The organism is Klebsiella sp. EMBS2024, assembly GCF_036233805.1.
In the GTDB taxonomy this organism is placed as follows: Bacteria; Pseudomonadota; Gammaproteobacteria; order Enterobacterales; family Enterobacteriaceae; genus Klebsiella; species Klebsiella pneumoniae.
The window spans coordinates 465,548-478,487 of sequence record NZ_JAZARW010000001.1 but is presented as its reverse complement, the minus strand read 5'-3'; the positions used below and the strand labels follow the sequence as shown (position 1 = coordinate 478,487).

General features: G+C 55.6%; 11 protein-coding genes. 4 read left to right on the top strand and 7 right to left on the bottom strand.

The window, feature by feature from the left end; all coding sequences use genetic code 11:
- Window positions 1-251 precede the first annotated feature (251 nt).
- Window positions 252-1,523 (top strand): maltoporin, encoded by a 1,272-nt coding sequence (locus VZP09_RS02195; RefSeq protein ID WP_004177240.1) that lies wholly within the window; start codon window positions 252-254, stop codon window positions 1,521-1,523.
- Window positions 1,524-1,659: 136 nt separating this feature from the next.
- On the opposite strand, the gene VZP09_RS02190 is transcribed toward VZP09_RS02195, so the two are convergent.
- The 6 genes from VZP09_RS02190 to VZP09_RS02165 form a co-directional block, all read right to left on the bottom strand.
- A complete protein-coding gene (locus VZP09_RS02190; RefSeq protein ID WP_002892003.1) occupies window positions 1,660-1,974 on the bottom strand; it encodes a glucose PTS transporter subunit EIIB in 315 nt (104 codons plus the stop codon).
- Between the two features lie 64 nt (window positions 1,975-2,038).
- Complete coding sequence (locus VZP09_RS02185) at window positions 2,039-4,096, bottom strand: beta-galactosidase (protein WP_328794868.1); 2,058 nt, start codon at window positions 4,094-4,096, stop codon at window positions 2,039-2,041.
- Between the two features lie 31 nt (window positions 4,097-4,127).
- Window positions 4,128-5,330, bottom strand: coding sequence for a glycoside hydrolase family 53 protein (locus VZP09_RS02180; RefSeq protein ID WP_328794867.1), 1,203 nt, complete (start codon window positions 5,328-5,330; stop codon window positions 4,128-4,130).
- 4 nt (window positions 5,331-5,334) lie between these two features.
- Window positions 5,335-6,186, bottom strand: coding sequence for a sugar ABC transporter permease (locus VZP09_RS02175; RefSeq protein ID WP_000079398.1), 852 nt, complete (start codon window positions 6,184-6,186; stop codon window positions 5,335-5,337).
- Between the two features lie 10 nt (window positions 6,187-6,196).
- Window positions 6,197-7,504, bottom strand: a complete 1,308-nt coding sequence (locus VZP09_RS02170) for a carbohydrate ABC transporter permease (RefSeq protein WP_004177243.1) — start codon at window positions 7,502-7,504, stop codon at window positions 6,197-6,199.
- Window positions 7,505-7,566: 62 nt separating this feature from the next.
- Complete coding sequence (locus tag VZP09_RS02165; RefSeq protein ID WP_002891991.1) at window positions 7,567-8,799, bottom strand: maltodextrin ABC transporter substrate-binding protein; 1,233 nt, start codon at window positions 8,797-8,799, stop codon at window positions 7,567-7,569.
- A gap of 356 nt (window positions 8,800-9,155) precedes the next feature.
- Between VZP09_RS02165 and VZP09_RS02160 the strand changes: the two genes are divergently transcribed.
- Window positions 9,156-10,265, top strand: coding sequence for an ABC transporter ATP-binding protein (locus VZP09_RS02160; protein ID WP_004213738.1), 1,110 nt, complete (start codon window positions 9,156-9,158; stop codon window positions 10,263-10,265).
- A 233-nt stretch (window positions 10,266-10,498) separates the two neighbouring features.
- Window positions 10,499-12,058: an EAL domain-containing protein gene (locus VZP09_RS02155; protein ID WP_009307950.1), complete on the top strand. Its 1,560-nt coding sequence runs from the start codon at window positions 10,499-10,501 to the stop codon at window positions 12,056-12,058.
- 34 nt (window positions 12,059-12,092) lie between these two features.
- Here the strand turns inward: VZP09_RS02155 and VZP09_RS02150 are convergent, their stop codons facing one another.
- Entirely contained in the window at window positions 12,093-12,365 is a 273-nt protein-coding gene (locus VZP09_RS02150; protein WP_002891985.1) for a metal/formaldehyde-sensitive transcriptional repressor, read from the bottom strand.
- Window positions 12,366-12,529: 164 nt separating this feature from the next.
- Here VZP09_RS02150 and VZP09_RS02145 point away from each other — a divergent pair.
- On the top strand, window positions 12,530-12,940 hold a 411-nt coding region (locus tag VZP09_RS02145), incomplete at its 3' end, for a nickel/cobalt efflux transporter (RefSeq protein WP_328794866.1).

Below are 12,940 nucleotides of genomic sequence, written 5' to 3'. Positions count from 1 at the left end.
TTATCCCATGATTGTAACAGGGGCCATTTGAAAAAACGCTCACCGCCACCTCTCACTGCAAAACAATAGCGATAAAAGTATTACGTTCACAATACAACGAATTGTGAATCATCTCACCCATCGCAACAAAAACCACCGTGATTATTTGCAGTTAGTCACACAATAATCATATCTCATTTGCCTTAAGTTACATTTAGGCATTTTATGACACCAGTTATGTGAACGTAATACAAAACAATAAGAGGATAGAGATGAACACTACACTGCGCGCCCTTTCAGTCGCGTTAGCCGCTGCGCTAATCGCTCCTTCCGCGTTTGCGGCCACCGCCGCGATCCCAACGATCGATTTCCATGGCTATATGCGCGCCGGGGTTGGGGTCTCCGGCGACGGTAGCGAAGCGGAATGGCAAAAAAATAAGCTGGGCCGTTTGGGGAACGAGTCGGATACCTACGGCGAGCTGGAGCTGGGCTCTGAGGTCTATAAGAAAGATGACGTCAGCTTCTATCTCGACAGTATGGTCAGCATGGTCTCCGACGGCTCTAACGATAATGAAACCACGCTGAACGATGATGCACAGTTCGGCTTACGTCAGTTGAACCTGCAGATAAAGGGGCTGATCCCTGGCGATCCGAATGCGGTGATCTGGGGCGGTAAACGTTACTACCAGCGCCATGATCTGCATATCATCGATACCAAATACTGGAACATTTCCGGCTCCGGAGCCGGGGTGGAAAACTACACCCTCGGCCCGGGCGCCGTCTCGCTGGCCTGGATCCGCGGCGATGCCAACGATGTTGACTATCGCGTCGATGGCGACAGCAACGTCAATATCAACTATATCGATTTACGCTACGCGGGCTGGAAGCCATGGGCGGGCTCGTGGACCGAATTCGGTATCGACTACGCGATGCCAAACACCACCAAAAAACAGGATAGCTACGGCGGACTGTACGATGCTGACAACGGCGTCATGCTGACCGGTGAAATCAGTCAGGATATGCTGGGCGGCTATAACAAAACCGTGCTGCAGTACGCCAACAAAGGCCTGGCGCAGAACATGGTCTCCCAGGGCGGCGGCTGGTACGATATGTGGAACTACGTGAACGACGCCACCGGTTATCGCGTGATTAACACCGGCCTGATCCCGATTACAGAGAAGTTTTCTATCAACCACGTTCTGACCTGGGGCTCGGCGGATGACATTACCGACTATACCGACAAAACGCGGATGCTGTCGCTGGTCGCCCGCGGGCAGTACCAGTTCACCGACTACGTGCGCCTGATTGGCGAAGTCGGCGGTTTCTATCAGAAAGACAGCTACAACAATGGCACCAGCTACAAACAGGCCGGTGAGAAATACACCATTGCGTTGGGCCTGGCGGACGGGCCAGACTTTATGTCACGTCCGGAATTACGCATTTTTGCTTCATATTTGAATGATTCCGAAGATGGTAAACCGTTTGAAGACCAGACGGCGAATAATACCTGGAATTTCGGCGTGCAGGTTGAGGCCTGGTGGTAATTGCGCACGGCTAAGACTCATACGTTATTTTTATCTCCTGCTGTAAGACTGTTAATTATCTTCCGGTAAACTTTATTGCCACTGCTGTCTTTGTCTTATTTTCGGGATAACCTGCTTTCAGGTTATCCCGTTTTATTTATTTCCGGGCGGCAAAATGTTCATCCAGAAGCTGACGCAGCGCATCGGACTGTTTACCGAAAATAGCATGCACCTGCTGACCAAGAATAATAACCCCCAGCGCGCCCTGCTGCTGTAATGCTTCGGAGTCCACGGCCGCAAGATGGCGAACGCTAACCCGCAGACGGGTAATACAGGCGTCCACTTGCGTAATATTCGCTTCGCCACCAAAGGCCTGAATCAGCGCCTCGATTTGCTGTTTTTCCGCCTCGCTTAATGGCTGTGCCGGACGCGCTGGGGAGAAATAGTGCAGGAAGGATTTTAAACTCACCATAATAAACTCCAGGTTTAAGATAAAAAAAAGCCTGCTCGTCAGAGCAGGCGTGGAGAAGAAGAAATTACGCGTGACGACGGAGAATACGGCAATCCCATGCCGACAGGGTCAGTGGAGCCGATACCGCCGCGTCGGTCAGGCAATCCCGATACCCTTGCGGCAGGGTCAGGGTATGGTTTTGCGCGCTGTAGTTCTGCAGGAAGATAAATGCGTTGTCACCGTCGGTGCGCGCAGTCGCCACCACGCCGGGTGGTAACTCCGTCGCTATCGCCCGCGGCAGGGCCAGCTCCTTGCTCAGGGCGGTAAAGAAATCGCGCTGGAAGGCTAAATCGTTGCGGGAGGCCACATGCCAGGCTTTGCCTTTCCCGAACGCGTTCACCGTCACAGCCGGCCGTCCGGCATAAAAATCATCCCGGTAGGTGGCCAGCGCCTGGGCGCTCTCGATATGGATCAGTTCGCAGAGATGGCGCACCTGATAAGGGCCCTGCAGACCGCACTGATTCCCGGCAAGCCCCTGCACCAGATTAAACTCGCCGTCATTCAGGCAGTCGATCTCTTCCGCCCAGATCCCCAGCAGATTGCGCAGCGGGCCCGGGAAGCCGCCGAGATAGCAGAGATCGGACTCATTGACGATACCGGTCCAGTAGGTGGTCACCAGGTGGCCGCCGTTGGCGACAAACGCCTCCGCCCGACCGGCAAAGCCGTCGCGCACCATATATAACATCGGGGCAATCACTAACTGATACGGCGTTAAATCGACATCGGCGTCAATCACATCGACGGCGATGCCCTGCTCCCAGAACGGGCGGTAGTGCTCGTTGACCGTCTTCTCATATTCCATCCCAAGATTACGCGGCCCCTGGGCGTCATCCAGCGCCCAGCGGTTCTGCTGGTCGAAGATAATCGCTACTTTCGCCTCGGTGCGACAGCCCCTCACCTCCGGCAGCTTGCTGAGAATCTCGCCGAGCTGGCAGACTTCGCGGCCAATGCGGGTATCAATATGTCCGACGTGGTCGACCACTGCGCCGTGAAATTTCTCAACCGAACCGCGGCTTTTCCGCCACTGGAAATACTGCACCGAGTCGGCGCCATGCGCCACCGCCTGTAGCGAGGAAAGAATATGCATTCCCGGCTTCTTCAGTTTGCTGGTCGGCTGCCAGTTGGTGGCGCCCGGGGTGGACTCCATCAGCACAAACGGTTTGCCGCCCTTCAGGCTGCGCATCATGTCGTGATACATCGCGGTGTAACAGGCCAGCGCGGTTTCGTCTTTATCGCGGTGCCACATCGGATAGCTGTCCCAGGAGATGAAATCCAGCGCCTCCGCCAGCTGCCAGTAGTCGTAATCGTAGAAATACTCCATAAAGTTGGTAGTCACCGGCAGGGAAGCATTCGCCGCCTTCAGCGGAGCAATTTCATGGCGGCAGAAATCGGTCACCTGAGCGGTGTTAAAGCGATGCCAGTCAAGATTGAGACCGTGGATCGACATCTCGCCCTGCGGCGCAGGCGATTCAATCTGCGACCAGTCAGTATAGGTATGACTCCAGAAGGTGCTCCACCAGGCCTGGTTGAGGTTCTCCAGGGTCTGGTAACGCGCCTTCAGCCAGTCGCGAAAACGGTTCTGGCAGAGATCGCAATGGCATTCACCGCCATATTCGTTGGAAATATGCCAGCCCAGCACCGCCGGGTGTGAGGAATAACGTTCTGCCAGCAGGGTATTGATTTGCAGGGTTTTCTCGCGATAGACCGGTGACGACATACAGTGGTTGTGACGGCCGCCGTGCAGGGCCGGCACCCGATCGCGCCCCACCCGCAGAACCTGCGGATAGCGCTGCGACATCCACGCCGGACGCGCGCCGCTCGGCGTGGCCAGAAAGACATGAATGCCGGCGGCATACAGTTTATCGAGGATAATATCCAGCCAGGCGAAATTAAATACCCCTTCGCGTGGCTCCAGTTTCGCCCAGCTAAATATTCCCACCGACATCACATTGCATTTTGCCTGCTGCATCATGGCAATGTCTTTATCAATAATATCGGGGTCATTCTCCCATTGCTCCGGATTATAATCCGCGCCATGCAGCANCGTACTAACCTTCGGATGTAAAGGTGCAAATTTATTCATAATAAACTTCCTGAAAAAGACGACAAAAAAATTAATTAAAAACTTTTACCGACGGCAATACTTTTCCCTGGCAATCAAATAGCNCCTGATTTTCACGTGCATTACCCTCTTTCCACTCGTCGTGGATATATTTCATCCCCGCCGGGGTGGCCCAGGTATTTCCCGGCACGGCAATCCATGTAGGCTCCCAATAGAAAATACCTTTGCCAAGCTGGTCTGGCACATCAACCACCGCCTGCATTAAATCGTGAATATAGTTATATTGCCCCTGTACGCTGGCGGGATATCCCCCATCCTTTTCCTCTTTCGCCTGGAAACTATTTTCCGCGTTATCGCAGTTGGCCAGGGTATAGGCATAGGCCGCCTCGACGACGATGACGTCTTTGTTATAGCGTTTGCTGATGTCATCCATATTGGCCTTCAGGGCGCTGATCGGGCCATTCCAGTAGGTGTACATCGACAGACCAATCACGTCATACGGTACATGGCGCTTGTCGATCTCATCAAACCACCAGCGGAAGGTATCGTTCTTGGTCCCTTCGGCCAGATGCAGCATGATTTTCACCTGCTCGCCCTGGCGCAGGTTCTCCTTCAGGCCAGCGATAGCCGCGTTCAGCAGGCCAGCCAGCCGGTCGAACTCTCCGCCGCCCTGCCCCCAGCTTTTCCCTTCCGGCCACAGGATGCCGCCGTTGATTTCGTTGCCGATCTGCACCATATCCGGCAGCACGCCCGCCTGCTTAAAGCGGGCGATGGTATCGCGGGTATAGTCATGAATCGCCGTTTTCAGCTGCGGGTAATCCATCTTTTCCCAGGCTTTCGGCTTGAACTGCTTGCCGGGATCGGTCCAGAAATCGCTGTAGTGAAAATCAAGCAGCAGCTTCATCCCCTGGGCTTTCGCCCGTTTCGCCAGCGCCAGGGTGGTGGCCAGATCATTGTTACCCCCGCCATAGTCCTCGCTGCTCGCCGATTGCGGATCCACCCACAGACGGAGGCGGACATAGTTGACGCCGTTCTCTTTCAGAATAGCGATCGGATCCTTGCGCTGATTATTCTGATCGTAGAACGTCGCCCCGTGCTTTTCGGCGTCCAGCAGCGTGGAGATATCCGCGCCTTTGATAAAGTCCGCCGGCATGCCCTGAAACGCGCGGGTTGCAAGCGCGTCCGCGGCCAGAGAAGAGGTGGAGAAACTGCATGCCAGACAAACCGCAAGCCATGCGGGTGTGAATCTTTTCATGTGCTTATCCTTTAGTACTGCCCGAGGTCAGGCCGGAGACGAAGTATTTTTGTAGCGCCAGGTAGAGGATCGCCACCGGTACGGCGATCAGCACCGCCCCCGCCGCGTAGGTGGTGTAGCTGGCACCCATTTTTTGCGCCACCAGGTTATACAGACCAATAGGCAGCGTGTATTTATCCGGGGTACGCAGGATGGTGCTGGAGAGGATGAAATCCCCCAGCGGACCGGTGAAAGAGAACAGCGCCACCACCGCGAGGATAGGCCTCGACAACGGCATGATGATCTCGATAAAGATGCGAAAGCTGCTGGCGCCATCCATGCGGGCGGACTCATCCAGATCTTTGGGGATCGCGTCGAGATACCCCTTCATCAGCCAGGTATTCATCGGGATCATCCCCCCGACGTAGATCAGCACCAGCGCCAAATGGCTGTTAATCAGGCCAAGCAGTTGCGACAGGACAAAGATCGCAATCAGCGCGGAAAACTGCGGGATCATCTGCAGCAGCAGGAACAGCATCAGCCCGTTCTGCCGCCCTTTAAAGCGGAAGCGGGAGAAGGCGTAAGCGGTAAAGCTGACGCTAATCAGGGTCAGCACCATGGTCAGGAAGCTGATTTTCATCGAGTTCCAGTACCAGGTGAGGTAATTCACATTGCCATTGAACAGATCGGCATAGTGCTGGAACGACACATTTTCCGGAATGATTGAGGTACTGAGCAGGCTATTGCCGGCGTTCAGCGACGCCCCGACCGTCCAGACCAGCGGATAGATAATCACCACTGAGACCAGAATAACCACCAGCCAGGTGAGAGAGAGCCGGATCCACTTTTCGCGTTTAATACTGGGTGATTGAGCCATGTTGCTTCCCTTACGCCATGTCGTCATTTTTGAAGGATTTGGTGGCGCGGAACTGCCACAGCGCCAGGCCGACGACAAAGATCGACAGCAGGATCGTGATGGTCGCCGCGATGGCGTACTGCGACGAAGACATCGTCAGCTTATAGATCCACGACACCAGAATATCCGTCCCGCCGGCGTTAGAGCCTGCCACCGCAGGGCCGCCGTTGTTGAACAGGTAAATGATATTGAAGTTATTAAAGTTGAAGGTGTACTGGGTGATGATGATCGGCGCGATCGCATACAGCACCAGCGGCAGGGTGATGGTGCGCAGACGGGTAAAGGCGCTGGCGCCGTCCATCGTCGCCGCTTCATACAGATCGTCCGGGATCGCCTGCAACACGCCGGTGGTCATGGCAAAGACAAACGGGAAGCCAAGCCAGGTCTGCATCATGATCAGCGCCGTTTTGGTCCAGAACGGATCGGTGAGCCATGCCTTCGGACTGATGCCAAAAAAGGACAGGATCGCGTTGTTGATGACCCCGAAGGAGTCGTTGAACATACCGGCAAAAACGAGAATGGTGACAAACCCCGGCACCGCCCACGGCAAAATAAAGATGGTGCGGATCAGCGGCTTAAAGCGCAGATCTTTTTGGTTCACCAGAATCGCCAACAACACGCCCACCGTACACTGCAGGGTGGTCGCCAGCAGCGTCCACACCACGGTCCACTGCAGCACATCCAGGAAAGTGGAGCGCCAGATGGAGAGGGTGAAAATATTAATAAAGTTTTTCAGCCCCACCCAGTCCACCAGCTTCGCCGGCGGGGTGTGGTACAGGTTGTAGTTGGTGAAGGCGATGGCGAAACCGAACAGAATCGGAAAGATCACCACAAACACCAGCAGAATAAAGCCCGGGGTGATCATCAGGTACGGAAAGCCGTCGCTCAGCAGCATCTGGTACTGCTTACGCACGCTGTTGAGGGCGATCCCCTCATCGCGTTTTTTGCCGTTGAGCCACGCATCCCGCAGCGAGAGAAAATAGATCAGCACGCCGAAAGCGACGATCAGCACGCTGATAATCCCCTCGGCTAACAGGAAGATAGAGTTATCCCGCGGTACCTCTTCACCCAGGGTATATAACCCCCACAACCCCTCACGCAGGAAATCATAAAAAATCCCCAGAAAGCTGCTCAGCAGCACCAGGAAGACCAGCCCTTTCAGCCACTGGCGATGATAAAACTGACCGAAACCCGGCACGATTGCCAGCAGCAGGCCGCACCATGCATGGCGCCCGGGCCCGCGTGCGTCGCTAAAATTTTCGCTGGAATGGATGCTCACACTCGACTCCTTCTACAAACGGGAGGTCCCCCTCCCGCTCGGTGACTTCACGTGACGGTGAATTACTGATTGCTGGCCTGCATCGCTTCGATCTGCATCGTGATCTGTTTCACCGCGTTATCGAGCGCGGCCTGCGGCGCCTGCTTACCGGTGAGGCTCAGTTCAAGCGCGGCGTTGGCCGGCCCCCACACTTCCCCCATCTCGGGAATGCCCGGCATCGCCACCGCTCGCGCCGACTGGATGGCGACGGCGCTGGCCTTTTGGTCGTTTTTAATCACCGGATCGTCAATCATCGCCTTCAGCGGCGGAATTTCGCCAGTGGCGACATAGCGGGCTTTCACATACTGCGGCTGGTTGATGAACTCGATAAACTGTTGCGCCAGCGCTTTGTCTTTACTCCAGGTCGATACTACATAGCCTTTGACGCCGAGGAAGGAGCTCATCGGCTTGCCGTCCGGCAGGGTCGGCAGGGGCGCCACGCCATAGTTAATGCCAGCAGCTTCATACGGCTGGAAGGCCCAGGGGCCGTTGATCACCGCCGCCGCTTTTTTCTCGGTAAACAGGGAATCGATGGCATTCAGCCCGTTATCGCCGAGGATCCCCGCCGGAAAGACCTTCTCGGCATAGAATTTTTTCAGGAAGGTGACGGCTTCGACGGCGCCGGGGGTATTGAGACCCACCTGCTGCGGGTTAAAGCCGCCGCTGTCGTTTTTAGCAAAGATATAGCCGCCCATCGGGCCAATCGCCCCCCAGCTGTAATAGATCTGGTCAAACTTGGCGAGCAGGCCGTATTTGTTCTGCTCGCGCTGGGTTTTCGAGTAGTCCAGCCAGGCCTGCAGGCTGTCCAGCGGCTTGTCGATCAGGTCCTTGTTGTAGATAAGCACCAGGGTTTCCACCGCCTTCGGGATCCCATACAGCGCGTTGTCCATGCGGAAGGCATTGATGGAGGCTGGCGTAAAGGCATCCTGTTTCGCCTGATCGACGCTGAGCGGCGAGAGTAGTCCCTGAACCACGGCGCCGCCGAGCTGGTCATTCGGGATCACCAGCACGTCCGGCCCAATGCCCGCCGGGCCGTCGAGGCGCAGTTTTTCCAGTTGCTGGGCGTAGGGCATCTCCTGGAGATTGACCTTCACGTTGTACTGCTTTTCAAAATCGCTAACCGCGGTTTTGATGCCAGCGGATTTTTTAATATCCTCCCAGACGTTGAGCTGCCCGGCGGCATGCGCCTGCAGGCTGGCGAGTTGCCCCGCCGCCAGGGTGGTAAGGATCAGTGCAGCAAGCGTGTTCTTTTTCATTATCAACCTCATGTGAAGGTATAACAATTTAATGGTTTTTATTTGATTTCCGTCTGCCAGTTAGAAAAATAAATCTTTTCGAACTGCCGTATTACGTGGAAAACATGTTCTGATGCGCTTTTGTTATACGCTACGCTTTGATCGTTGATAAAACTACCATAAGCTGCCAGTTGTGTGATCATCCTTGCAGAAATGAAACGTCCCTGTATGGCGCAAAATCCGCGGAAGTTATAGTCAGGGCATGATTTTACTGCTGTTGAACATCGTCACACCGATTTGTTACACGTAATACAAATCACACTCAACATAGCGATAAGCCAACGGCAAATAACAGCTACTCACTCCGGGGAATGTGGATGTCCAATATACGACTGAGGAATGTCACCAAAAGGTTCGGCAGCACGGTGACGCTGCACCAGGTCAATCTCGATATTGAAGATGGCGAGTTTGCCGTCTTCGTCGGCCCTTCCGGTTGTGGAAAATCGACGCTACTGCGCATGATTGCCGGGCTGGAAGAGGTCAGCGAAGGAGAAGTACTGATCGGCGATGAGGTGATGAATGATGTCGTGCCCGCCCGCCGCGGCGTGGCGATGGTCTTCCAGTCCTATGCGCTCTATCCGCACATGACGGTGGCAGAGAACATGGGCTACGGGCTGAAGGTGAATAAAGTGCCGAAAACGGAGATCCGTCGCCAGGTGGAAATGGTGGCTAAAACGCTGCAGCTCTCGCACCTGCTGGATCGTAAACCGAAGCAGCTCTCTGGCGGCCAGCGGCAGCGCGTGGCCATTGGCCGGGCGATCGTGCGTAATCCCCGGGTATTTATGTTCGATGAGCCGCTCTCTAACCTTGATGCGGAGCTGCGCGTCGATATGCGCCTGCATATTGCCCGTCTGCACCAGGAGCTGAAGACCACTATGGTGTATGTCACGCACGATCAGGTGGAGGCGATGACGCTGGCCGATAAAATCGTGGTCATGAACTACGGGAAAGTCGAACAAATGGGTTCGCCGATGGCGCTGTACTACAATCCGGTCAACAAATTCGTCGCCGGCTTTATCGGCTCGCCGAAGATGAACTTTCTGCCGGCTATCGTCAGCGACTGGCAGCCGGAACGCTTAACGGTCACCCTCGCGCAGGACCATCAGCTGGCCCTGAATATCGCCACCCAGCCGCTGAAGCCCGGCGCTGCGGTGACGCTGGGGATCCGGCCGGAGCACCTCACCCCGGAAGTCACCACCGGTACCGTGGTGGAGTTTCAATGTGAAGTGGTGGAGCGTCTGGGCAACAATACCTATCTGTTCGGCCAGTGCTACGGCCACGACAACGTCAAGGTTCTGCTGCCCGGCGACGTCCATTTCCGCCCCTGGCAGAAAATTAAGCTGGCTTTCGATGAGCGCTTCTGCATGGTGTTTGATGAGAACGACCTGCGCATCAGCGCTGATATCCCGGCGCCGGATGCACACTAGCCAACATATTGCTGTCATCTGCGCAGCGTATGCTGCGACTGAATGCCGGAACACACCCTGCCCGGCATTCACACCCTCATTTTTATTCTGCTACATCGGAATCATCCTTCTCTCCCGGCATCGCAGCCTGTTGTGATGCCGGCTTTTTCCCCAAACGACGCGTTTTCTCCCGCTGCGCCCGAATTATCTTTCGCATATACTGATGACACCCGGCGAACGATAAGGACACAGGCATGAGGACCCGGCATCTGATGGCGCTGTTTACAGGAGTGCTGATACTGGCCATCATCCTGCCCATTTCACTCAGCATCTGGCAGGCGGCGCGGCAGGCCAAAATGCAGTTCTATCGTGAACTGGATGATTATTCCAACCGTATCGTCGTTCGGACGCTGCAGGTTGCCGACCAGGCCCGGGAAGCGTTACGAGAGGCTGACGCACACACCGCCGCCTCCTGTAGCCCTGAACATCTGCTTACGCTCCGCCGTATCGCCTATACCCATCGCTACATTCAGGAAGTGCTCTGGCTGCGTGATTCCGTGCCGCAATGCTCCTCCCTGGAAGACCATAGCGTCGCGGTCACCTTCCCCCCGCCGGACCACATTGCCCCCGACGGCTATCGCACCTGGCTGACCTCAATTAACGATCTTGGCCTCGATCATCAGATGACGGCCATGGGCAGCCGGCAGCACATGGTGATGATCGACCCCGTCTCCTTTATTGATGTCGTTCCCGCCAGCGAAGAGAAGATCCATACCATGCTGTTTGGCCTGGACCACCAGAAAATGGTGATCAGCAGTCAGCCGCTGCCGGCGAAAGTCTGGCAACGCATTAAAGATCCGCATGTGGATATGCTTACTCTGGATAACACAGTCTACCGGATCCAGCGCATTCCCGAGCTGGGCTCTGGCATCGTAACCTGGTCTTCAACCTTGCCGCTGCAGCAGCGCATTCGACAGCAGCTGTTCTTCTGGCTCCCTGCCGGCATTTTCACCAGCCTGCTCGCCACCTGGCTGCTGCTGCGTCTGCTAAGGCACCTGCGCTCACCGCGCAACAGCATGCTGGACGCCCTCAATTCCGAAGCGATTCAGGTTCACTATCAGCCGATTATTTCGTTGCAGGACGGGAAAATTGCCGGGGCCGAGGCCCTGGCCCGCTGGCAGCAGCCCGATGGCACTTTTTTATCGCCGGATATCTTTATTCCCCTGGCCGAGCAGACCGGGCTCATCACGCAGCTGACGGAAGATATCGTCAGGAAAATTTTTACCGATCTCGGTCCCTGGCTGCGGCAGCGGCCGGAAGTGCACATATCCATCAACCTGTCGGTAGATGATTTACGCTCGCCCACCCTACCGACGTTGTTACACGATCAGCTGCAGCACTGGGGGATCGCTGCCGAACAGATCATCCTTGAAATCACCGAGCGCGGGTTTGTCGACCCGGAGACCACCATGCCGGTGATCGCTCACTACCGTCAGGCCGGGCATCGGATCTCGATTGATGACTTTGGCACCGGCTACTCCAGCCTGAGCTATCTGCAGAAACTGGACGTCGACACGCTGAAAATCGATAAATCTTTTGTCGATACCCTCGAGTACCGGCCGCTGACGCCGCACATTATTGAAATGGCCAAAGCGCTCAATCTGGCCACCGTCGCCGAAGGGGTGGAAACCGAAAGCCAGCGCGACTGGCTGCGCCAGCATGGCGTTCAGTACGCCCAGGGGTGGCTTTACAGCAAAGCGCTGCCAAAAGAGCAGTTCATTCTGTGGGCAGAGCATAACCTCCATGCGCATTAAGCGGCGGGTGGCTTGAGCGGAACGTCAGGGGGCGCTACTTCAGATAGGATTTAATCACCTGCATCACCGTCTCCAGATCCGCTTCGCGCTGCGTCTCGTCAGGCTCTTTCACCACATGGTCGGTAAGATGCCCCTGAATAACCTGCAGCATCATGCCGTTGACCGCGCCGCGGATCGCCGCCAGCTGCTGTAATATTTCAGCGCACTCATGCTCGCGATTAAGCATTTTCTCTAACGCGGTACTCTGCCCCTGAATTTTCTTCAGCCGGGTCAGTAACATCTTTTTGTGTCGAACTGTATGTGACATTGCACGATCCACCGTTTCATTCTGTCCGGGATTACCGACCTGCGTGGTCAGCAACGCCTGCCAGCATACCATGATCCTTTTTATTAGCCGCTTTATCTACTGGGGGGTAGTATTTTACTACTGGGGGGGAGTAGGATAATCGCACTTTTGGCAAGGATCCCGATATGAACGATTTCACTTCCCTTCTGCAGCAGGGCAATGCCTGGCTGTTTATACCCAGCGCAATACTGCTCGGCGCGCTGCACGGCCTCGAACCCGGGCACTCAAAAACAATGATGGCCGCCTTTATCGTGGCGGTGCGAGGAACCTTAAAACAGGCGGTACTGCTGGGGCTGGCGGCCACGGTTTCGCATACGGCAGTGGTCTGGCTGATCGCCATGGCCGGCCTGTGGTTTGGCCGCGGCAGGAACGCCCAAACCTCTGAACCCTGGTTTCAGCTGGTCTCAGGGATTGTCATTGTGCTGATTGCCTGCTGGATGCTCTGGCGCACCTGGCGCGAATCGCAGCCCCACACGCACCACGATCACCATCAAGAACATGATCATCACCACGAACATGATCACCACCATGACCAT